The 22,199-nt window shown below is 45.9% G+C and carries 18 protein-coding genes; all 18 read left to right on the top strand.

Translation table 11 applies throughout. The annotated features are described in order from the left end of the window. The first annotated feature begins 113 nt into the window (after positions 1–113). The 18 genes from V7M78_RS14815 to V7M78_RS14730 all read left to right on the top strand — a co-directional run bounded on the left by V7M78_RS14815 (position 114) and on the right by V7M78_RS14730 (position 22,103). Positions 114–1,421: a four-carbon acid sugar kinase family protein gene (locus tag V7M78_RS14815; RefSeq protein WP_333650895.1), complete on the top strand. Its 1,308-nt coding sequence runs from the start codon at positions 114–116 to the stop codon at positions 1,419–1,421. 20 nt (positions 1,422–1,441) lie between these two features. Then, the gene (pdxA, locus tag V7M78_RS14810) at positions 1,442–2,443 is read left to right on the top strand and encodes a 4-hydroxythreonine-4-phosphate dehydrogenase PdxA (protein ID WP_333650893.1); all 1,002 of its coding nucleotides are present in this window, start codon (positions 1,442–1,444) and stop codon (positions 2,441–2,443) included. A gap of 31 nt (positions 2,444–2,474) precedes the next feature. Continuing rightward, the gene (locus V7M78_RS14805) at positions 2,475–3,875 is read left to right on the top strand and encodes a GntP family permease (RefSeq protein ID WP_333650891.1); all 1,401 of its coding nucleotides are present in this window, start codon (positions 2,475–2,477) and stop codon (positions 3,873–3,875) included. Positions 3,876–3,984: 109 nt separating this feature from the next. Next, the gene (locus V7M78_RS14800; RefSeq protein ID WP_333650889.1) at positions 3,985–4,746 is read left to right on the top strand and encodes a DeoR/GlpR family DNA-binding transcription regulator; all 762 of its coding nucleotides are present in this window, start codon (positions 3,985–3,987) and stop codon (positions 4,744–4,746) included. A gap of 85 nt (positions 4,747–4,831) precedes the next feature. Continuing rightward, complete coding sequence (gene proC / locus V7M78_RS14795; protein WP_333650887.1) at positions 4,832–5,626, top strand: pyrroline-5-carboxylate reductase; 795 nt, start codon at positions 4,832–4,834, stop codon at positions 5,624–5,626. 26 nt (positions 5,627–5,652) lie between these two features. Continuing rightward, the gene (locus V7M78_RS14790; protein ID WP_333650885.1) at positions 5,653–6,201 is read left to right on the top strand and encodes an NUDIX hydrolase; all 549 of its coding nucleotides are present in this window, start codon (positions 5,653–5,655) and stop codon (positions 6,199–6,201) included. A 119-nt stretch (positions 6,202–6,320) separates the two neighbouring features. Beyond that, positions 6,321–6,899 (top strand): stage II sporulation protein M, encoded by a 579-nt coding sequence (locus tag V7M78_RS14785; protein ID WP_333650883.1) that lies wholly within the window; start codon positions 6,321–6,323, stop codon positions 6,897–6,899. A 199-nt stretch (positions 6,900–7,098) separates the two neighbouring features. After that, complete coding sequence (locus tag V7M78_RS14780; RefSeq protein ID WP_333650881.1) at positions 7,099–7,986, top strand: site-specific tyrosine recombinase; 888 nt, start codon at positions 7,099–7,101, stop codon at positions 7,984–7,986. Between the two features lie 173 nt (positions 7,987–8,159). Then, the gene (locus V7M78_RS14775) at positions 8,160–8,684 is read left to right on the top strand and encodes an adenine phosphoribosyltransferase (protein WP_333650879.1); all 525 of its coding nucleotides are present in this window, start codon (positions 8,160–8,162) and stop codon (positions 8,682–8,684) included. Positions 8,685–8,905: 221 nt separating this feature from the next. Then, complete coding sequence (locus V7M78_RS14770) at positions 8,906–10,129, top strand: NAD(P)-dependent oxidoreductase (RefSeq protein ID WP_333650878.1); 1,224 nt, start codon at positions 8,906–8,908, stop codon at positions 10,127–10,129. Positions 10,130–10,227: 98 nt separating this feature from the next. Continuing rightward, positions 10,228–11,136 carry an AEC family transporter gene (locus tag V7M78_RS14765; protein WP_333650876.1) on the top strand — a complete coding sequence of 303 codons (909 nt, stop codon included), beginning with the start codon at positions 10,228–10,230 and terminating at the stop codon, positions 11,134–11,136. Between the two features lie 152 nt (positions 11,137–11,288). After that, positions 11,289–12,284 carry an adenosine deaminase gene (add, locus tag V7M78_RS14760; protein WP_333650874.1) on the top strand — a complete coding sequence of 332 codons (996 nt, stop codon included), beginning with the start codon at positions 11,289–11,291 and terminating at the stop codon, positions 12,282–12,284. Between the two features lie 52 nt (positions 12,285–12,336). Then, positions 12,337–14,658: a RelA/SpoT family protein gene (locus tag V7M78_RS14755; protein ID WP_442914662.1), complete on the top strand. Its 2,322-nt coding sequence runs from the start codon at positions 12,337–12,339 to the stop codon at positions 14,656–14,658. A gap of 31 nt (positions 14,659–14,689) precedes the next feature. Continuing rightward, the gene (locus V7M78_RS14750) at positions 14,690–15,337 is read left to right on the top strand and encodes an MBL fold metallo-hydrolase (RefSeq protein ID WP_333650872.1); all 648 of its coding nucleotides are present in this window, start codon (positions 14,690–14,692) and stop codon (positions 15,335–15,337) included. Between the two features lie 10 nt (positions 15,338–15,347). Beyond that, positions 15,348–16,802 (top strand): coproporphyrinogen dehydrogenase HemZ, encoded by a 1,455-nt coding sequence (gene hemZ, locus V7M78_RS14745; RefSeq protein WP_333650870.1) that lies wholly within the window; start codon positions 15,348–15,350, stop codon positions 16,800–16,802. 188 nt (positions 16,803–16,990) lie between these two features. Continuing rightward, the gene (hisS, locus tag V7M78_RS14740; protein WP_333650868.1) at positions 16,991–18,241 is read left to right on the top strand and encodes a histidine--tRNA ligase; all 1,251 of its coding nucleotides are present in this window, start codon (positions 16,991–16,993) and stop codon (positions 18,239–18,241) included. 27 nt (positions 18,242–18,268) lie between these two features. Continuing rightward, entirely contained in the window at positions 18,269–20,068 is a 1,800-nt protein-coding gene (aspS, locus tag V7M78_RS14735) for an aspartate--tRNA ligase (protein ID WP_333650866.1), read from the top strand. Between the two features lie 205 nt (positions 20,069–20,273). Next, positions 20,274–22,103, top strand: a complete 1,830-nt coding sequence (locus V7M78_RS14730) for a bifunctional UDP-sugar hydrolase/5'-nucleotidase (protein ID WP_333650864.1) — start codon at positions 20,274–20,276, stop codon at positions 22,101–22,103. Positions 22,104–22,199 lie beyond the last annotated feature (96 nt).

Here is a 22,199-nt window from a genome sequence, read left to right as displayed (position 1 = left end):
ACTGATATAAGATTAGGAACATAAATAAACATTAGAATGAACATAAACAAACAAAACATTTCCGGACATAAGCATTTTCCAACCGGAAATCATAGGGAGAAGGGAGAGGGAGTATGCCTCAATGTGTTGTGGTAGCAGATGATTTAACAGGGGCTAATGCCACTGGGGTTCTGCTGAAGAAGATGAATTACCGGACCTACACTGCGATGAATTCGGAACGCATCAATCTGTCGCTGTTTGACCAGTGCGATTGTGTTATGTATCCTACGGACAGCCGGGGGCTGGATAGCACGGCAGCCTACAACCGGGTTTTTAATGTCACCAATCTGCTGAAAAATGAGGAAGTGATTGTCTATTCCAAGCGGATTGACAGCACGCTGCGGGGGAATGTAGGAAGCGAGACCGATGCGCTCTTAGATGCCCTGGGACCTGAGTACATAGCTATCTGTGCCCCCTGTTTTCCTGCCTCCGGCAGAATTGTGATCGGCGGATATATGATGGTCAAAGGCCTTCCCCTCCATAAGACGGAAGCGGCCTTAGACCCCAAGAACCCGGTTACCAGCTCCGTTGTTTCAGAAATCTTTGAACAGCAGACCAAGTACAAGGTGGGAAGCATTGAGATGAACGGGATGATGGAAGGAAAACATGCTCTGGCGGACCGGATGAAGGCCCTTGCAGACAGCGGATGCAGAATCATCGTCCTGGATTGTGTGACCCAGGAGGACCTGGACTTGATTGCGGATGCGGCCATTACCAGCAAGCTGAAATTTGCGGCGGTGGATCCGGGAGTATTTACGGCCACCATTGCCAGAAAGCTGATCGTTCCCCCAACCAGAGAGAGGAAAAATAAGATTCTGGCCGTGGTGGGAAGCGTAAATCCAGTGACAAAAAAGCAGATGGAAGAACTGTGGCTGACCCAGCGTACAGCCCATAATGTTTTCGTGGAGACAGCCAGATTCTTAGAGAGTGAAGAAAGCCGGGAGGATGAGATTAAAAAGGTTTCAGAAGCCGTGCTGAAGGCCAGCAGTGCCTACGATATCCTGACAGTTACGGGAGACGGAATTTATCCTGAAAACCGGATTGACTTTGAAGAGTACAAGGCAGGTTATGAAGGCGGCATAGATGAAATGACGGGAATCATATGTGATTCCTTTGCAGAAATCGCCCGCCGGATTTTTGCGGAAAACAGCAGCTTTAAAGGGATTTACAGCAGCGGAGGGGACATTACAGTGGCTATATGCAGGAAATTTAATACTGCCGGTTTATGCCTGCTTGATGAAGTACTTCCCCTTGCAGCTTACGGAACATTTTTAAAGGGAGACTTTGAAGGTGTGTCCATCATCACAAAGGGTGGTATGGTAGGAGAATCTGATGCTGCCAACCGGTGTATCACTTATTTAAAAGAAAAATTATTTATGTAAATAAAAGGAGGAAATAATTTATGAGCAAACCGTTAATTGTTATACCAATGGGAGACCCGGCAGGTATTGGACCGGAAATTGTGGCAAAGGCTCTGGCAGAGCCGAAGGTTTTTGAGGCGGCTGAATGCGTCATCATAGGAGATAAAAAGGTGATGGAGCAGGCCATTGAAATTACGGGTGTGGATTTAAAGGTCGAGACAATCAAGGAGCCGGAGGAAGGGAAGTTCGAAGCGGGAATCCTAAACCTCATTGACTTAGATAACATTGACATGGATCAGTTTGCATTCGGTAAGGTCAGCGGAATGTGCGGCAAGGCGGCTTATGATTACATAGCGGAAAGCATCAGACTGGCAAATGAGGGGAGAGCCGATGCGGTGGCTACCACTCCCATCAACAAAGAAGCTTTAAAGGCAGGAGAAATCAATTTCATCGGCCATACGGAAATATTCAGCGCACTGACTGATACGGAGGACCCTCTTACCATGTTTGAGACAAACGGGCTGAGAGTATTTTTCCTCACAAGGCACGTTTCTTTAAGAAAAATGCTGGATTTGATCACCAAGGACAGGATCAAGGATTATGTGAAGCGGTGTCTGGAAGCTTTAAGGCGCCTGGGCGTGGAGGGAGGAACCATGGCCATTGCCGGGCTCAATCCCCATTGCGGCGAGCATGGACTGTTTGGAGATGAGGAGGTAAATGAGATCACTCCGGCAGTTTTGGAGCTGCAGGCAGAGGGGTATCCGGTGACAGGCCCTATTGGGGCGGACTCCGTGTTCCATCAGGCGGCCCAGGGACGGTATAACAGTGTTCTTTCCCTGTACCACGACCAGGGGCACATTGCGACCAAGACTCTGGACTTTGACCGGACCATTTCCATTACCAACGGAATGCCCATACTCCGGACCTCGGTAGACCATGGAACAGCGTTTGATATTGCAGGTAAAGGAGAGGCTTCTGCGGTAAGTATGATTGAAGCCATTTTACTTGCGGCAAAATATTCTCCCTGCTTTAAACAGGCATAGCGGGGCAATAAATTAAGAGGAGGGTTTCTTTATGGTAGGAGGACTTAGCGGCGAAAGAATGATGATTGCTTTGGGTATCGGAATTGTGATTTTAGTATTTCTGGTGCTGAAGACCAAGATTCATGCATTTTTGGCTCTGATTATGGCGGCTGTTATCATTGGGGTGGTAGGAGGCATGCCATTAGTAAACATCAAGCTGGAGGACGGAAAGACCTTTGGAATTATCAATTCCATTACAACGGGCTTCGGGGGAACCCTTGGAAGCATTGGTATTATTATTGGCTTTGGTGTTATGATGGGTCAGATATTTGAACGGACCGGAGCAGCAAAGCGAATGGCTCAGACATTTTTGAAGCTTTTTGGGAAAAAGAGGGAAGAGGAAGCTTTGGCTCTTACGGGATTTCTGGTTTCCATTCCAATTTTCTGTGACTCCGGATTCGTGATTCTGGCCCCTATTGCAAAGGCTATTTCAAGGGTGACGAAAAAATCCGTGATTTCCCTGGGCGCGGCTTTGGCAGCAGGACTTGTTATCACTCATACCATGGTGCCCCCTACTCCCGGCCCCCTGGGTGTTTGCGGAATCTTCGGAGTGGATGTAGGAAAATTTATTCTTTATGGCATTGTAATCGCTATTCCCATGGCAGTAGCTTGTACGATTTATGCCAGATGGGTAGGAAAAAGGATTTACCAGATTCCCGATGAAAAGGAAGGATTTATCCGTATGCCCTACCAGGAGCCGGATTACTCCCAGGACTTTTCCATTGGTTCTGAGAATCTGCCCTCTGCATTTGAATCTTTTGCACCTTTATTTCTTCCGATTATTTTAATTCTCATCAGCACTGTTTCCAGCGCTGCGGGAAAGACAACCGGCTTTATGGAGATTTTCCAATTCTTAGGATCCCCTATTGTGGCTGTGGGTATCGGCCTTGTGCTGGCAATCTTTACCCTGGGAAGAAATTTAACCAGAGAAGAAGCTATTAAGGAAATGGAGCTTGGAATGGCATCTGCCGGAATCATCATGCTGGTGACAGGAGGAGGCGGAGCTTTAGGCCAGGTTATTAAAGACAGCGGGCTTGGGACCTATATGGCGGAGGCTCTTGCAGGCACTGCAATTCCCATTGTAGTACTTCCCTTTATTATTTCAACTGCCATGCGCTTTATCCAGGGCTCAGGCACAGTTGCCATGACAACGGCGGCCAGCATTTCGGCTCCCATTATCCTGGCTGCAGGAGTGAATCCGATTCTGGGAGCATTGGCCTGCTGTACCGGCTCTCTGTTTTTCAGCTATTTTAATGACAGCTATTTCTGGGTGGTAAACCGGACCTTGGGAGTGGGAGAAGTAAAAGATCAGATCATGACTTATTCCATCACCTCTACCATTGCCTGGGCTGTGGGATTTGTTGAAGTTTTGATATTGAGTATTTTCCTTTAATCATTTATGATATAGACAAGGGATTTTATCCAGTGCATGGTGTTCCCTGCCGCCTGTCCGGCGGCGGGGATTTTTGCGTTTTGAAATCCATAACAGGAGGAGAAGGTACATGATGATGGCGGAAAGGCAGATTAAGATTCTGAACATGATACAGGAGGATGGCAGTGTTCAGGTGGAGGAACTGGCAGAAAAACTTGGCGTAAGTCCCATGACCATCCGCAGGGACTTGGAAAAGCTTCAAAATGACGGGCTGATTGAACGCTGCCATGGAGGGGCGGTCAGCAAGACTGAGGTGGCTTATGCGGAAAAAAGCGTAAAAAACCGGGATCAGAAAGAGGGGATTGCGGATAAATGCATGGATTTTGTCCGGGAGGGAACCTGTATTTATCTGGATGCGGGAACCACCACCTATGAGATTGCAAGAAATATTATGGATATGGAAAATATGACGGTTGTGACCAATGACCTTGAAATTGCCCTTTTGATGAAAAACGGCAAGGCAGAGCTTTTTGTGTGCGGAGGCTATGTCCAAAAGTCAACAGGAAGTATTTTAGGCTATCATGCCACCCGTATGCTGGAGGATTTCCGGTTTGATGTGGGCTTCTTTGGAGCGGCAGCCATAAGCAGGGAATTTCATGTGCTGACTCCCTCCATTGATAAGGCATTTTTAAAACGGCAGCTTGTGAGCCAGTGCCAGCAGTCTTTTCTGGCAGTTGACGAGTCAAAATTCAACCGTCAGGGAATGAACCGGATCAACCATTTATCTGACTATACGGGAATTATAACGGATTATGAATTTAGGGAGCCGGAAAAGTCTGTTTTAAGAAAGCAGGCAGTCCGTATTATTTCTGCTGCAGGGAAAAAGTCTTAAATTGACATTCACAAAAAAGAAGTGCTAAAATAATGCTAACCGGTTTTTTCAGGACCAGAAATAATAAAGGCAGGAGAATAAGACCATGGCAAAAATAGGAATCATAGGAATCGGAAATATGGGAGGGGCCATATTAAAAGGGCTGCTTAAGGAGTATAAAAAGGAAGATATTATCTTTACCGATGTCAATTTGGACAAGTGCAGACAGATTACAGAGCAGACCGGAGTGCCTCACGCAGAAAACAATTCTGAGTGTGCAGACCAGGCAAAATACGTTGTGCTGGCTGTAAAACCTCAGTATTTCTCTCCGGTGCTGGCTGATATCAGGGATGTGGTGACAAAAAATCATGTGGTCATTTCCATTGCCCCGGGAATCACCACGGACCAATTGAAGGAGAAGCTGGGAGAGGAAATTCGTGTGGTCCGGGCCATGCCCAATACTCCGGCTCTTCTTGGAGAGGGAATGACGGGAGTCTGTTTTTCTGAAAAGGATTTTTCCCGGGAGGAGAAGCAGGCCATTGAGAGCATTTTCCTTTCCCTCGGTAAGATGCGGATTGTAGAGGAACGGCTGATGAATGCGGTAGTCTGCGTCAGCGGAAGCTCTCCTGCCTATGTTTATATGTTCATTGAAGCTCTGGCAGACAGCGCCGTAAAGTATGGGCTGCCCAGGGATGCTGCCTATGAGATGGCTGCCCAGACCGTTCTCGGCAGTGCGAAAATGGTTCTGGAGACAGGAACCCATCCGGGAGCCTTAAAGGATCAGGTCTGCTCTCCCGGAGGAACTACCATTGCAGCAGTGTCTGCTTTGGAGGAACACGGCTTTCGCAATGCGGTCATAAAGGCGGCTGACGCCTGCTTTGCAAAATGTGAAAAAATATAATCCCACATAACGGAGGTAAGGAAAAAATGGAACAGCAGCCTGTAAAACGCCTGGAAAGAACCTTAAAATACCAGGGGACAATTTTAAAAATATACGAGGATACGGTAGATGCAAACGGCCATCTGGCCCACTGGGATTTCATCCATCACAATGGAGCTGCAGCCGTGGTTCCGGTGACAAAAGACGGAAAGCTGCTGATGGTGCGCCAGTACCGCAATGCTCTGGACCGCTATACCCTGGAGGTTCCGGCGGGGGCTTTAGACCATCCCGATGAGCCGAAAATCGACTGTGCCCACAGGGAGCTGGAAGAGGAAACAGGCTATAAAACGGATAAGGAAAAGCTGGAATATTTAATCACCATTAATACCACCGTGGCCTTTTGCGATGAAGCCATCGATGTATTTGTGGCAAGGGAGCTGGAGCCCTCCAGGCAGAATCTGGACGAGGATGAATACATTGAAGTGGAAGAGTGGGAAGTAAAGGATTTAGAGGAAATGATATACCGGGGAGAGATTACCGATGGAAAGACCATTGCTTCTGTCCTGGCCTATGCCCGCAAGTACGGCGTGAAATAAGAGGGGCTGTCTGTAATACGGCTCCATAGCAGAATAAATGTCCCTTTACAGGCATATATTTATGGAAACACAGGCTGTGAAACGGCCTGTTGTGAGAAAACCTGTAAGGGGATTTTTATATGGCTGAGGTATTGGAACAATTAAAATTTCGGCCCGAGGGAAGTCCGGGGCCGTTGGAGAACCGGGCCTGGGACCGTTATATCCTCTGTTTTTTGGCCGGGCTTGTGGCCGGAACTGCGGCGGCAAACTTCTGGTATCCCACCTTTATGGAGGAGGCGGGGTATTATCTGGCTCTTTTGGAGGGACAGGTGAGTTTAAAACAGGAGGAGCGTTTGGGACTGTTCGGACAGGTTTTTAAACAGAGGGCGGCAGAGGTCTGGATTGCCTGGCTTATGGGACTGACCGTTTACGGCGCTTTTCTCTTCTGTCTTTTGACGGCAGGGATGGGCTTTTCCATGGGATTTATTCTTTCGGTTATAACCATTCAAAAGGGGCTTATGGGGCTTCCTGTTTTTCTCATGTCATTGATGCCCCAGGGACTTCTCTACCTTCCCCTTTGGGGAATCCTTCTCTTCTGGGGAGTGCAAAAGGGAAGACGGTTCCGGATACCGGCTTTTTTGCTGCTTTTGCTCCTGGCAGCCTTAGGAAGTGCCTGTGAAGCCTGGTTAAATCCGATTTTTTTGAAATTTGTTCTTTAAAATATTTCCCTTTGTTTTACCATATCTTGCGGAAAAAACCAATTCCTTTCCTATATCTTGTACTGACTGTAAAAAATGGCTTTAAAATGGTTACAATGTAAAAAAAATGTGTTTGATTTTATCGAAAATAGTATATATAATGTTAGGAAGAAGTCTTGTTTTAGGGCATTTTTAAACAGTCAGGTTAGGGGATAAGGCAATGTTAGGAGAGATAGACCATTTTATCATTTATTTGAGGGAGATCAGAAAAACATCGAAGAATACGGAGGTATCTTATCAAAGAGATTTGATGCAGATGGCCTCCTTTTTAAGACAGCAGGGAATTGAGACTGTGGACAAGGTGACGAAGACCAGTCTGAATTCCTATATCCTGTACCTGGAAAGAGAAGGAAAAGCCTCCACCACTATTTCACGGAGCCTGGCTTCCATGAAGGCGTTTTTTCATTATCAGTGGGGAGAGGGAAATATACCAAAAGATCCGGCGGAGCTTTTAAAGGCCCCTAAGGTAGAAAAAAAGGCACCTACCATTTTAACGGTGGAGGAAGTGAACTGCCTGCTGAGCCAGCCAAACGGGGACTCCCCCAAGGAGCTTCGGGACAGGGCTATGCTGGAGCTTCTTTATGCCACCGGGATACGGGTATCGGAAATCATCCACCTGAAAAAAGAGGATGTGAACCTGACCGTAGGCTATATTACCTGCAAGGACGAACAAAAGGAGCGTATGGTTCCCTTTGGAAAGGTGGCAAAGCTGGCACTTTCCGCTTATATGGAACGGGGACGGGGATACCTTCTCCGGGATATGGACTCCCAGTGGCTTTTTACCAACTGCAACGGACTGCCCATGAGCCGCCAGGGCTTTTGGAAGATTATAAAATTTTACGGAGATAAGGCAGGGATAGAGGCGGATATTACGCCCCATACACTGCGCCATTCTTTTGCAGCACATCTGCTCCATGGCGGAGCTGATATCCGCGCAGTACAGGCCATGATGGGACATTCTGATATGTCCTCCACCCAGCTTTATATGAACTGCACCAGAGGAGAATCTGTGCGCCGTGCTTATACGGGGGCGCATCCAAGAAGATAAATAAAAGACAGTGTAAGGGCCTTCCGGGTTGAATGTGCGGGGGGCTTTTATTTTTTTCTTAAAAAATGTCCTTATTAAAAAACAACATTTGCCTGAAAGAAATCTTTGAGTTATAATAGAGAGGTTGAGAAATTTCAAGTTGGTTAAAAATAAAACAATACGAGGTATAAAGGATGAAGCGATTAGAGGACTATGTTACAAGCATTCCGGATTTCCCGGAGGAGGGAATTATTTTTCGGGATGTGACCACCATACTGGAGGATGCAGACGGACTTGCCCTGGCAGTGGATGGCATAAGAAACATGCTTGACGGAGTGGAGTACGACACAGTTGTGGGACCGGAGTCAAGAGGTTTTATCTTTGGCGTTCCCGTGGCTTATGCAGAGCATAAAAGTTTTGTTCCTGTCAGGAAAAAAGGGAAGCTTCCAAGGGAAGTGGTATCTGCGGACTATGAACTGGAGTATGGAACAGCCACCGTTGAGCTCCACAAGGATTCCATCAAACCAGGACAGAAGGTGGTTATCATCGATGACCTGATCGCTACAGGCGGAACCATAGAAGCCATTATCAAGCTGGTCGAAGAGCTTGGAGGAGAAGTGGTGAAAATCTGCTTTATCATGGAACTGGCCGGATTAAACGGAGCAGAAAAGCTGGCCGGATATGACGTGGAATCCCTGATCGTATACGAAGGAAAATAATCTGAAAAAAGCCTGAAAACGGGGAAAATACAGGGTTTGTTCGATATATTTTTGTCATAATTTATTTTTTTTTATACATTGGTGCAGCCTATTGATTTTACTATTTTGAGTATGATATGATGTGAAATATGTAAACTTATTGTATACAAAATGCGGTTAAAATAGTCGTTCTCCGGAAATGAAATCCGGCGGCCAATAAAAAGAAGAGAGGAAAATAAATTATGGGAGTTCATGTAATCGATGAAGCAAACAGATGTTTAAACTGCAAAAAGCCCTTGTGCCGTCAAGGCTGCCCCATCAATACCCCCATTCCCCAGATGATTCAGGCGTTTAAAGGAGGGGATTTAAACGCAGCAGGAGACATGGTATTTGAAAACAATCCCCTGTCCATTGTCTGTTCCCTCGTCTGCAATCACGAAAAGCAGTGTGAAGGCCATTGTATCCTGGGTAAAAAAGGACAGCCGGTTCATATCAGCAGTATAGAAAACTATATTTCCGATACTATTTTCGATAAAATGAAAATCGAATGCAAGCCGAAAAACGGAAAGAAAGTGGCGGTAATCGGTGCGGGACCTGCGGGAATTACCATCGCATTTCTTCTGACCAAGGAAGGCTACAGCGTGACGATTTTTGATTCCAAGGACAAGCTGGGAGGCGTTTTACAGTACGGAATCCCGGAATTCCGCCTGCCCAAGACAATTTTAGAAAGATACAAAAAGAAGCTTTTGGAAATCGGTGTGAAGATCCGTCCCAACACTGCCATTGGAACTGCTTTGGAAATCAAGGACCTGATCCGGGACGGATATAAGAGCATATTCATCGGAACCGGTGTCTGGAGGCCTAAGACCCTGGGCGTTAAGGGGGAATCCCTGGGAAATGTCCACTATGCCATTGACTATCTGGCAAATCCCGATGCCTACGACCTTGGAGAGACGGTAGCCATCATCGGAATGGGAAATTCCGCCATGGATGTGGCGAGAACTGCCATCCGCCATGGGGCCAGGAAGGTAACTCTTTATGCCAGAGGCCTTCACAGCAATGCCAGTGACCACGAAACCAACTATGCGAAAATTGACGGAGCTGATTTCCAGTTCGGAAAGCAGATCATAGAAATTAACGATGACGGCCCTGTATTTGAGAATCTGATCTATGATGATGAAGAAAATCATATTGGAAATGAGGAAGAGCTGGAGCAGGTTCATGCAGACTCCACCATCATTTCCATCAGCCAGGGACCAAAGAGCAAGCTGGTGAATACCACAGAGGGCTTAAAAGCCGGAAGCAACGGCCTTTTGGTAACCGATGAAAGAGGCCAGACTACCATTCCCGGTATCTTTGCTTCCGGAGATGTGGTGTTAGGAGCCAGAACTGTGGTGGAAGCTGTTGCTTACTCCAAAAAAGTGGCGGAAGCCATGGATGAATATATGAAATCATTAGAAGAGTGATAAGATTGATAAGGTTGAAAGAAAAACATCTTTCAACCTTGAATTTATGATTCAGCTGGATATGCAAGCATATCCGCTTGATTTATTTAGGAGACAAAATGAATAATGGTAATCTCATAAATCTCCAGGGGATGCTGTTTCTCCTGGTGGCGGCAGGTGTTATTCTCAGGAAAAAAGATATTTTGCCGGAGGGAGCAAAGGCCATTCTTACGGATCTGGTCATTTACTTAATCCTTCCCTGCAATATCATCAGTTCCTTTTTGATCGAATTTAATATGGATATCTTAAAAGGATTTGCTGTCATTCTTGGGATCGCATCCTTAATCCAGGTTGGCTGCCTTGTGCTGGCAAAGGTCCTCTATAACGGAGAACCGGCCCGTAGAAAAAAGGTGCTCCAATACGGAACAGTCTGCTCCAATGCCGGATTTATGGGGAACCCCATTGCAGAAGGGGTCTACGGGCCTGAAGGGCTTATGTATGCCTCCATCTTCCTGGTGCCTCAGAGAATCGTCATGTGGTCTGCCGGAGTCTCCTACTTTACAGACAGCCCGGATAGGAAGACAGTGGTGAAAAAGGTTCTGATTCATCCCTGTATCGTAGCAGTTTACATCGGGGTGCTGCTTATGGTCACCCAGCTTCCACTGCCCGGATTCCTTGAAAACACCATCCGGAGCATCGGAAGCTGCACTACTACGGTGTCCATGGTCTTAATCGGAACCATACTGGCAGAGGTGGCTCCGGGAAGTTTCCTGGACCGGGGAATCATCAAGTATACATTTTTTCGTCTGTTTTTGATTCCCCTTCTGGTTTATGCCGCTTGTCGCCTGTTCCATGTGGACCCTCTTCTTTCCGGAATTTCTGTTCTCCTAACCGGAATGCCTGCAGGAAGCACCACCGCCATACTGGCGGCAAAATACGACGGCGATTACATATTTGCCACAAAGTGTGTGGTGGTAACCACCCTTTTATCTTTAGTGACCATTCCCCTTTGGTGTTTGGTTCTGTAAGAAATGAAAATCAATGCAAAAAGCGGCATTCCGGTCTTTTAAAAGCCCGGGATGCTGTTTTTGTTTCTTTCCTTCTTATAATATGGTAGAATACTTTCATAAAGCTTAATGCAGGTTATTTCATATGATATTTGTAAAGGGGAGGGACAACTATGAAACCATTGGAAACAGACCTTCATCTGCATTTGGATGGCTCCTTGTCCGCGGAAGTGGTAAAGGAACTTGCAGGGCAGATTGGATATGATTTAGAAGGCCAGGATATTAAGAAACTTATTTCCGTAGGGGAGAATTGTGAAAGCCTGGTGGATTACTTAAAGTGCTTTGACTTACCTGGGCGGCTGCTGCAGACAGAAGAGGCCCTGGAGCTGGCAGCCAGGGATTTGACACAGCGGCTGGCAGCACAGGGGCTTATTCTGGCTGAAATCCGCTTTGCACCTCAGCTTCATATGAAAAAAGGGCTGACAGGGCAGCAAGTGTTGGAAGCGGTCATAAGAGGGGTGAACCAGGGGCTTGGAAATTCCCCCATGAAAGCCGGACTGCTCCTCTGCGCCATGGTCAACGGACCGGACAGAGACAATGAGGAAACTTTTGATCTGGCAGCTTCTTATCTTGGAAAAGGGGTTGTAGGTGTGGATATTGCAGGGCCGGAAGGGCTGATTCCCATGTCTCATTTTGAACAGCTTTTTAAAGGTGCCGATAGAAAGGGAATTCCCTTTACCATTCATGCAGGAGAGACGGGCAGTTTTGAAAATATCATAAAAGCAGTCCACTATGGAGCCAAAAGAATCGGACACGGCTGTGCAGCCATTCAGTCAGAGGCGTGTATGGACCTTTTAAAAAAGGAAAACATTACCTTAGAGATGTGCGTGGTCAGCAATCTCCAGACCAAAGCGGTTCCATCTATCAAGGAGCATCCCTTAAAAGCTTTTTATGACAGGGGAATCCGGGTCACATACAATACGGATAACATGACGGTTTCAGATACTTCTTTGGAAAAAGAAGCAGAATTGATTCAAAGGCATATGGGCTTTTTGCAGTTGGATTTGGTTCAGATGAACCGGTATGCCCTGGAAGGGGCTTTTCTGGAAAAAGCAGAAAAAGAAAAAATAATTGCATTTTTCGACAAATCTAATTATAATGAATCATAACTATGTTTAAAAGCAGGCAATAATCAGGATTGTTACAAAAAGGTGGCGGCATATGGCAGAGAATCCAATAATGGAAAAAAATATCCCGGAAGATTTCGGTAGAGAGAATCTGGAGAATTTAATAGGAATAGACCGGGAGGGTCCGGCTGATTTCACCAGCCCGGAATCGCTTTATCAGGAGTTGGTAGAAACCATAAGAAGATATCATCCTTCTGATGATATTTCCATGATAGAAAAAGCGTATCGCATTGCGGATGAAGCACATAAGGATCAAAGGCGCAAGTCAGGAGAACCTTATATCATTCATCCTCTTTGTGTTGCCATTATTCTGGCCGATTTAGAGATGGATAAGGAAACCATTGCCGCCGGAATCCTTCACGACGTGGTGGAAGACACCATTATGTCTCTTGATGAGCTGAAAGCAGAATTCGGAGGAGAGGTAGCTCTCTTAGTGGACGGCGTTACCAAGCTGACCCAGATATCCTGGTCCATGGATAAGATGGAAATTCAGGCTGAAAACTTGAGAAAGATGTTTTTAGCCATGGCAAAAGACATCCGTGTTATCATCATCAAGCTGTCGGACCGCCTTCACAACATGCGGACCTTACAGTACATGAAGCCGGAAAAACAGAAGGAAAAGGCCAGGGAGACCATGGAAATCTATGCTCCCATTGCCAACCGTCTGGGTATTTCAAAAATTAAGATCGAGCTGGATGACTTGTCTTTAAAATATTTAGAGCCTGATGTGTATTTTGATCTGGCGGAAAAGATATCTTTGAAGAAGGATGCCAGGGAAATCTTTGTAAAAAGCATTGTCGATGAGGTCCATGACCATTTAAAGACGGCAGGAATTGAAGCCAGGGTAGATGGCCGGGTCAAGCATTTTTTCAGCATTTATAAGAAGATGGTAAACCAGAACAAGACTCTGGATCAGATATACGATTTATTTGCGGTGAGAATCATTGTAGACAGCGTCAAGGACTGTTATGGAGCTCTTGGAGTGATTCATGAGATGTATAAGCCCATTCCGGGCCGTTTTAAGGATTACATCGCCATGCCCAAACCCAACATGTACCAGTCCCTTCACACCACCTTAATCGGAAGCAACGGGCAGCCATTTGAAATCCAGATCCGAACCTATGAGATGCACCGGACTGCGGAATACGGAATTGCCGCCCACTGGAAATATAAGGAAAGCGGAAGCGGACAGGTGGCAGAGGGCAAGGAAGAAGAGAAGTTAAGCTGGCTGCGCCAGATTCTGGAGTGGCAGAAGGACATGTCCGATAACAAGGAATTCCTAAACGTGGTCAAGGGCGATTTAGATATGTTCTCTGACAGTGTTTATTGCTTTACTCCTTCCGGAGACGTGAAGAACCTGCCAAGCGGCTCCACTCCCATTGACTTTGCCTACTCCATTCACAGTGCCGTGGGAAATAAGATGGTAGGTGCCAGGGTAAACGGCCAGCTTGTGACCATTAACTATGTGATCCAAAATGGCGACCAGGTGGAGATCATCACCTCCCAGAACAGCCGGGGGCCCAGCCGGGACTGGCTGAATATTGTAAAGAGCACCCAGGCCAAGACCAAGATCGGACAGTGGTTTAAGACAGAGCTGAAGGAGGATAACATCCTCAGAGGCCGGGAAATGGTAGAGCGTTACTGCAAGACCAAGGGAATCATCTTTTCCGATATTAATAAACCGGAATACCAGAATAAGGTCATGAAGCGCTATGCCTTCCGGGATTGGGAATCCGTCCTTGCTTCCATCGGACACGGTGGTTTAAAGGAAGGCCAGGTCATCAACAAGATGGTGGATGAGCGGAACAAGAAGCTTAAGAAAGAAGTGACCGACACCAGCATTTTAAATGACATTGAAGACATGAACAGCAAGCTTCCGGTGAAGAAACGTTCCAGCAGCGGAATTGTGGTAAAAGGGATTCACGATCTGGCGGTCCGTTTTTCCAGATGCTGCAGCCCGGTACCGGGAGATGAGATTGTAGGATTTGTGACGAGAGGCCGGGGAATTTCCATCCACAGAACGGATTGTGTCAATATATTAGCTTTGCCGGAGGATGAGAGAAACCGTATGATTGACGCAGAGTGGCAGGAGCCTGAGGGAAATAATGCCAAGGAGCGGTATTCTACGGAAATCAATATATTTGCAAAAAACAGGATCGGCATGTTTGTAGATATTTCCAAGGTGTTTTCAGAGAGGCAAATCGATATCACTTCTATGAATTCCAGAACCAACAAGCAGGGCAATGCCACCATTACCATGACCTTTGATATTCATGGGGTGGAGGAGCTTGGAAAGCTGATCGATAAGCTGAGACAGATTGAAGGCGTCATAGACATTGAGAGGACTGCGGGATAACGCAGTTCTCTTGCATGAGAAAGGCAGGAATATGAGCGATTTCAGAATCAAGACCTACCCCGTAGGGCAGATCGGAACCAACTGTTATATTTTATACCGGGAAGGAACAGGAAAAGCAGTAATTGCCGATCCGGGAGACAATGGAGCATATATTCTGAATATGTGCCGGGAACTTTCCCTGACTCCTGAGGCTATTTTGCTGACTCATGGTCATTTTGACCATATCCTTGCAGTAGAGGATATCAGAAGAGCATTTCCCGAAATAAAGGTGTATGGAGGAGATGAGGAAAAAGATCTTTTTACTAATTCTTCTCTGAATTTGTCTTCCGGCTTTGGCTCGGCCTGTGTGGTGCCGGATGTGGAATATGTAAAGGATGGAGAAATGTTATCTCTTGCAGGAATTTCCTTTGAGGTGCTGTTTACGCCGGGGCATACGTGTGGTTCGGTCTGTTATTTGATCCGGGAAGAAGAGGTTCTTATAAGCGGAGATACCTTGTTTCAGGAATCTTTGGGCAGAACTGACTTTCCTACAGGGAACCAGAATCAGATTGTTAAATCCATAAGAGAAAAGCTGTTTACGCTGCCGGAGGATACCCTTGTATATCCGGGACATGGAGATAAGACCACTGTGGGACATGAAAAGGTGTATAACCCGGTGGCATTACACTACAAGGGATAGGAAGAACAAGATGATAGGAATGATATTGGATGACCAATCCTTTGAGCAGGATATCAGAGAGCTTTTAATGGCATTTTATCCGGGAGAAAGCTTTACCCGTGAAGAAATGCCGGGGGAAGGGCAGAGCCTTCTAATCCGCGGCAAGACCGGGGAAGCTTCCTTTGAACTGACTGTTCAGGATATTGAAAAAGGGATTGTAAAATCCTCAGTGACGGAAGCTGATTTTTCAGACCGTTTTGAGACGAAAAACAGGATTAAACGGATGCTTTATAATATGCTGCGGGAAATTACAGGCATAGAGCTTCCCTGGGGGACTTTAACAGGAATCCGTCCTACGAAAATTGCTATGACGAAACTTTTGGAGGGCTGGGAAGAAGAGAAGGTCCGCAGTTATATGAAAGATACTTATTTCTCCGGTGACCAAAAGATTGATTTGAGTTTGGAAATTGCAAAACGGGAAATGGATTTGTTGTCTTCCATTGATTATGAAAACGGCTATAGTCTGTATGTGGGCATTCCATTTTGTCCAACTACCTGCTTATATTGTTCTTTTACATCCTTTCCCATTGGACTTTGGGAGAAACGGATGGAGCAGTATTTGGAAGCCCTTTTTATAGAAATGGATTATGTGGCGGGAAAAATGGCGGGCAGGCCTTTGGATACGGTTTACATCGGAGGGGGTACGCCTACCTCCCTTTCTGCCGCTCATTTGGAGCAGCTTATAATTAGATTGAAAAAGACCTTTGATTTTTCCGGGGTAAAGGAATTTACGGTGGAGGCTGGGAGGCCGGACAGTATTACAGAGGAAAAGCTTCAGGTTTTAAAAGATCATGGGGTGACCCGTATTTCTATTAATCCTCAGACTATGAAGCAGGAAACTTTGGATTTGATTGGCCGGAGGCATACGGTGGATATGGTGAAGGACTGCTTTTTTATGGCTCGGTCTATGGGGTTTGATAATATCAATATGGACTTGATTGTGGGGCTGCCGGAGGAGGATGTGGGGGATGTGATCCGTACTATGGAGGAGATACAGGCCTTGGATCCGGATGGTATTACGGTTCATTCTCTTGCTATTAAAAGGGCTGCACGACTTAATATGTTTAAGGAGCGGTATGGGGATTTAAAGATTGCCAATACGCCTGAAATGATTGAGGTGACAGCAGATTATGCTAGAAAAATGGGGCAGGAACCTTACTACCTTTATCGTCAGAAAAATATGGCGGGGAATTTTGAAAATGTGGGTTATGCACGTCCTGGGAAGGCTTGTATTTATAATGTTTTGATTATGGAAGAAAAGCAGACTATCATTGCCTGTGGGGCTGGTACTACTACTAAGGTGGTATTTCCTTTGGAAAACCGTCTGGAACGGGTGGAAAATGTTAAGGATGTAGAACAGTATGTGAGTAGAATTGGGGAAATGTTGGAGAGGAAAGAAAAATTGCTGGCAACTTTGGATTCTTAAGATTGGATTTGAGTGGGATGGAGTCGGGGGTAACGGAAGCAGGTAAAGCCACCAAAAACAGGCTCCGATGCAGTGGCAAGTCGCCTTTATTTTGGTGGCTTTACCTGCTTCCTGTTTTTTGGCATTTCCTGGGTTTGGGTGTTAATTTTGTGGTTAGCTGTTAATTATATAGGAATGGAGAAAATGAAATGGCGTTAAAAAAGAAACCGGTTACGGGAATGAAGGATATTCTTCCTGCAGAAATGCAGATACGGGAATATGTGATGGAGCAGATACGGGAAACTTATGGCAGCTTTGGATTTCATTCCATTGAAACTCCTTGCGTGGAACATATCGAAAACTTGAGCAGCAAGCAGGGCGGGGATAATGAAAAGCTGATTTTTAAGATTATGAAGCGGGGAGAAAAGCTGAATTTGGAAACAGCCCAGTCGGAGGGTGATTTGACTGACAGTGGTCTGCGTTATGATTTGACTGTTCCTTTATCCAGATATTATTCTAATAATGCAGCAATGCTTACCTCTCCTTTTAAAGCTCTTCAGATGGGGAGTGTATGGAGAGCGGACCGTCCTCAAAAGGGGCGTTTTCGGCAGTTTGTTCAGTGTGATATCGATATTCTGGGGGATCCTACCCGGCTTGCGGAAATTGAATTGATTCTGGCAACCACTACATTGCTTGGTAAAATCGGTTTCAAGGGTTATTCCATAAGAATTAACGACAGGAATATCTTAAAGGGAATGGCGGCTTACTGCGGTTTTCCGGAGGAATCCTATGACCAGGTATTTATTATTCTGGATAAAATGGACAAGATTGGTACTGACGGTGTTGCAAAAGAACTGGCAGAGGCCGGTTATGATGAAGAAAAGATCAGCAAATACTTAAGCCTTTTTGAAAACGTGACCCCGGATGCAGCAGGCGTGCGGAGCCTTGGTGAGTTATTGAAAGATGCCATGGACCAGTCTCAGGCAGAGAATCTGGCATCAATTATAGATAGTGTTACTGAGATTTCTACCAGTCAGTTCAACATTGTATTTGATCCTACTCTGGTAAGAGGGATGTCTTATTATACAGGAACTATTTTTGAGATTCATGTGGATGGGTTTCCGGGGTCTGTTGGCGGCGGTGGTCGTTACGATAAGATGATTGGGAAGTTTACAGGGATGGATACCCCTGCCTGTGGTTTTTCTGTTGGATTTGAGCGGATTATCACCATTCTTATGGATGAAGGTTTTACTGTTCCTGGAAAAGAGGAAAAGATGGTATTTCTCATTGAAAAAGGTGCCGGCGCTGAAGTGATGAACAAAGCCATTCAAGAGGCAATGGAACTGCGGGCCAAAGGAGAGGTTGTCTTAGTTTCTCAGATGAACAAGAATAAGAAGTTTCAGAAGGAAAGCCTTCAAAAGGAAGGCTATACCCAGTTTAAAGAATTTTATAAAGATTAATGCTAAAAAAGACATTAGGAGGAAGTTATGGCAGAGTCAATGTTGGGAATAAAGAGATCCCATAGATGTACGGAGGTTAGGACAGCCAATACAGGCGGAGAAGTCACAGTTATGGGCTGGGTACAAAAGAGCAGGAACAAGGGAGGTATTATCTTTGTGGATTTGAGGGACCGCTCTGGAATTTTGCAGATCATATTTGAAGAAAGTGACTGCGGAGCAGAGAACTTTGCAAAGGCAGAAAAGCTGAGAAGCGAATTTGTTATTGCAGTTACCGGAACCGTGGAAAATCGTGCGGGAAATATTAATGAAAACATGGCTACGGGTGCTATTGAGGTTCGTGCAAAAGGCTTAAGGATTCTTTCTGAATCAGATACACCTCCATTTCCTATTGAGGAAAACAGCAAGACAAAAGAAGAACTGAGATTAAAATACCGCTATCTGGATTTGAGAAGACCGGATATTCAGAGAAATATTATGGTGAGAAGCCAGGTTGCTATTTTGACCAGGGCATTTTTGGCGGAAGAAGGGTTTTTGGAGATTGAAACACCTACTTTGATTAAGAGTACGCCGGAAGGTGCCAGAGATTATCTGGTTCCCAGCCGTGTTCATCCGGGTTCCTTTTATGCTCTTCCTCAGTCTCCTCAGCTCTTTAAGCAGCTGCTTATGTGCTCTGGATATGATCGCTACTTCCAGCTTGCAAGATGCTACCGTGATGAGGACTTGAGAGCTGACAGACAGCCGGAGTTTACCCAGATCGATATGGAGCTGTCTTTTGTGGATGTGGAAGACGTTCTGGAGGTTAATGAAAGGCTGCTGAAAAAGTTATTTAAGGAAATCTGCAATTATGATATCCAGCTTCCTATTCAGAGAATGACCTGGAGAGAGGCTATGGACCGTTTTGGTTCCGATAAGCCTGATCTGCGTTTTGGAATGGAGCTAAAAAATGTTTCTGATATTGTGAAGGATACAGAGTTTGCTGTATTTAAGGGCGCTCTGGAAAGCGGCGGTTCTGTGCGTGGTATCAATGCAAAAGGGCAGGGGGCTATGCCTCGTAAGAAGATTGATGCCCTTGTGGAGTATGCGAAGGGCTTTGGAGCGAAAGGCCTTGCTTATCTGGCAATCAATGAGGATGGAACCTATAAATGCTCCTTCTCGAAATTCATGTCAGAAGAAGAGCTTCACAAGCTGGCAGATGCCATGGAAGGAACGGCTGGCGACCTTTTGTTGTTTGCAGCGGATAAGGACAGCGTAGTCTTTGATGTTCTGGGCAATTTGAGGCTGGAGCTAGCAAGACAGCTTGATCTTTTGAAAAAGGATGAGTTTAAATTCCTGTGGGTGACAGAGTTCCCGCTTTTAGAGTACTCCGAGGACCAGGACCGTTTCACTGCTGTTCACCACCCATTTACTGCGCCTATGGACGAGGACTGGGCTTTGATCGACAGCGATCCGGGTGCAATCAGGGCCAAGGCATACGATATGGTTTTAAACGGGACAGAGCTTGGCGGCGGTTCTGTGCGTATACACCAGAGCGACATTCAGTCCAGGATGTTTGAGGTTCTTGGATTTACCAAGGAACAGGCTCAGGAGCAGTTCGGCTTCCTGTTAGATGCCTTCCGTTTCGGGGTTCCGCCTCATGCCGGCCTTGCTTACGGCTTAGACCGTATTGTAATGCTGATGGTAGGTGCTGATAGCATCCGCGATGTTATGGCATTTCCGAAGGTGAAGGATGCCTCCTGTCTGATGTCAGAGGCACCGGCTCCCGTGGATCCCAAGCAGCTTGTGGATCTGGGAATAGAAATCAGTGAAGAAGTGAACAGCGATCAATAATGAATCAGTGAGGGATACCCCTCTGCCAAGAGCATAGCTTGAGGTGGAGGGGTGTTTTTTGTTTGTGATTATGGATTATTATGTCGAAAAATGACTAATAAAAAGGGGGATTAGCTTTCAAATATTCAAAAATGTTATATTATTTTATATAATTATCTGATATAATAGGGGGAGCTTATATTTTATCAAAAGGAGGTTTCAAGCAATGAACAGAAGCAAGAAAAAAAGGTTCCTGTCACTATGGCTGGCCCTGGTTATGGTCATATCCCTGACCACAGGCATGTCCTTTTCTTCCCTGGCGGCGGATCAGGATATCGTGGTTCTCTATACCAACGATGTCCACTGCGGGATTGATGACAACATAGGATATGCCGGACTGTCTCTCTATAAGAAGGAGATGCAGGCCCAGACCCCTTATGTGACGCTGATTGATGCGGGTGATGCTATCCAGGGGGCACCCATCGGAACCTTGTCAGACGGAGGGTATTTGATCGACATTATGAACCAGGTGGGCTTTGATTTCGCTGTGCCGGGAAACCATGAGTACGATTATGGAATGCCCCGTTTTCTGGAATTGGCAGGAAAGTTGAACTGCGGCTACTATTCCAGCAATTTTATGGATTTGAGGACCGGTGCTCCCGTATTTGAAGCTTATAAGATATTTACATACGGTGATACCAAGGTTGCATTCGTAGGTGCCACCACTCCCGAAAGCTTTACCAAATCCACACCAGCCTATTTTCAGGATGAAAATGGGAATTACATTTACGGATTCTGTGAAGATGAAAGCGGACAAAAGCTTTACGACCGGATTCAGGAATCTGTAAACAGTGCAAAGGCAGAGGGTGCCGATTATGTGGTTTTAGTAGGCCATTTGGGTGAAAATGGGACAACGGACCGCTGGACCTCTGACAGTGTGATCAAAAATACTACTGGAATCGATATACTCATTGACGGCCATTCCCATGAGGAATATGAAAAGTACGTGAAAAATAAGGATGGACGTGATGTGCTTCTTACCCAGGCTGGAACAAAACTGAAGAATATCGGAAAATTGACTCTGCGCACAGACGGAACCATTACCAGCGAATTGGTTTCCCAGGTTCCTCCGGGAGCAGGAACCAGTGTTTATACGGTAAAATCCGGAGATACTTTAAGCCGGATTGCAAAGAGGGAGCTGGGCTCTTATAACCGTTGGGAAGAAATTTACGCAGCAAACAGAGACAAGATCAGGAATCCGGATATGCTGACAGTGGGTACTCAGCTTGTACTTCCGGGAAAAAGCACTGTCAATGCTGACGGAAAAGCCATTGATTATGATACGGACAGGTTCATAAAAGCGATTCAGGCTCAGTACAATGAAACCTTAAAGGTTGTAATCGGACATTCAGATGTGGAGCTGACCATCAATGATCCTGCCACCGGAAACCGGGCAGTCAGAAGTGCAGAGACAAACCTCGGCGATCTGTGTGCCGATGCATACCGTTTTGTCCTTGGTGCGGATATTGGCCTTACCAATGGCGGTGGTGTGAGAGCCGGCATAAAGGCGGGAGATATTACTTATAACGATACTCTTACAGTATTTCCGTTTGGAAATATGGGGTGTGTGGTAGAAGCAACAGGACAGCAGATTAAGGATGCCCTGGAGATGGCTTCCTCCAATTATCCCAAAGAGAGCGGAGGATTTTTGCAGGTATCCGGTCTTACTTATACCATTGACGGTTCAAAGATTTCCAATGTGCAGGTAGACGAAAAAGGCAACTTTGTAAAAGTGAACGGAGCATACCGGGTATCTGATATCATGGTAGGCGGCGCGCCTCTTGATGTGAATAAAACTTATACTGTGGCCTCCCATAACTACATGTTAAAATCCGCCGGAGACGGCATGACCATGTTTAAGGGAAGCAAAGTGACCAGGGATGAGGTTATGACTGACGTGGATATTCTTTCTGCTTATATCCGCAGCAATTTAGGCGGTAATGTGGGTTCTGATTATGCTAATCCGGCAGGTCAGGGAAGAATTACTGTTAAATAAATGTAAATGAAAGACAGCCTGTTCCGTAAGGGGGCAGGCTGTTTTGGTGGTTTCTTTTGGCGGAAAGTGGTATACTGAAAGGAAGAAACGATCAGA

Source organism: Lacrimispora sp., assembly GCF_036758025.1.
Classification (GTDB): domain Bacteria; phylum Bacillota; class Clostridia; order Lachnospirales; family Lachnospiraceae; genus Lacrimispora.
This window is presented reverse-complemented; position numbering and strand designations above follow the sequence as displayed.

What these genes read in the sequence shown, in the direction of transcription:
- V7M78_RS14805 (WP_333650891.1), top strand. Translation starts at nt 2,475, where the DNA reads ATGGTAGGAGGACTTAGCGGCGAAAGAATGATGATTGCTTTGGGTATC.
- V7M78_RS14750 (WP_333650872.1), top strand. Translation starts at nt 14,690, where the DNA reads ATGAGCGATTTCAGAATCAAGACCTACCCCGTAGGGCAGATCGGAACC.
- V7M78_RS14785 (WP_333650883.1), top strand. Translation starts at nt 6,321, where the DNA reads ATGGCTGAGGTATTGGAACAATTAAAATTTCGGCCCGAGGGAAGTCCG.
- V7M78_RS14800 (WP_333650889.1), top strand. Translation starts at nt 3,985, where the DNA reads ATGATGATGGCGGAAAGGCAGATTAAGATTCTGAACATGATACAGGAG.
- V7M78_RS14775 (WP_333650879.1), top strand. Translation starts at nt 8,160, where the DNA reads ATGAAGCGATTAGAGGACTATGTTACAAGCATTCCGGATTTCCCGGAG.
- V7M78_RS14780 (WP_333650881.1), top strand. Translation starts at nt 7,099, where the DNA reads ATGTTAGGAGAGATAGACCATTTTATCATTTATTTGAGGGAGATCAGA.
- pdxA (WP_333650893.1), top strand. Translation starts at nt 1,442, where the DNA reads ATGAGCAAACCGTTAATTGTTATACCAATGGGAGACCCGGCAGGTATT.
- V7M78_RS14730 (WP_333650864.1), top strand. Translation starts at nt 20,274, where the DNA reads ATGAACAGAAGCAAGAAAAAAAGGTTCCTGTCACTATGGCTGGCCCTG.
- V7M78_RS14765 (WP_333650876.1), top strand. Translation starts at nt 10,228, where the DNA reads ATGAATAATGGTAATCTCATAAATCTCCAGGGGATGCTGTTTCTCCTG.
- V7M78_RS14755 (WP_442914662.1), top strand. Translation starts at nt 12,337, where the DNA reads ATGGCAGAGAATCCAATAATGGAAAAAAATATCCCGGAAGATTTCGGT.
- proC (WP_333650887.1), top strand. Translation starts at nt 4,832, where the DNA reads ATGGCAAAAATAGGAATCATAGGAATCGGAAATATGGGAGGGGCCATA.
- hemZ (WP_333650870.1), top strand. Translation starts at nt 15,348, where the DNA reads ATGATAGGAATGATATTGGATGACCAATCCTTTGAGCAGGATATCAGA.
- aspS (WP_333650866.1), top strand. Translation starts at nt 18,269, where the DNA reads ATGGCAGAGTCAATGTTGGGAATAAAGAGATCCCATAGATGTACGGAG.
- V7M78_RS14815 (WP_333650895.1), top strand. Translation starts at nt 114, where the DNA reads ATGCCTCAATGTGTTGTGGTAGCAGATGATTTAACAGGGGCTAATGCC.
- V7M78_RS14790 (WP_333650885.1), top strand. Translation starts at nt 5,653, where the DNA reads ATGGAACAGCAGCCTGTAAAACGCCTGGAAAGAACCTTAAAATACCAG.
- hisS (WP_333650868.1), top strand. Translation starts at nt 16,991, where the DNA reads ATGGCGTTAAAAAAGAAACCGGTTACGGGAATGAAGGATATTCTTCCT.
- V7M78_RS14770 (WP_333650878.1), top strand. Translation starts at nt 8,906, where the DNA reads ATGGGAGTTCATGTAATCGATGAAGCAAACAGATGTTTAAACTGCAAA.
- add (WP_333650874.1), top strand. Translation starts at nt 11,289, where the DNA reads ATGAAACCATTGGAAACAGACCTTCATCTGCATTTGGATGGCTCCTTG.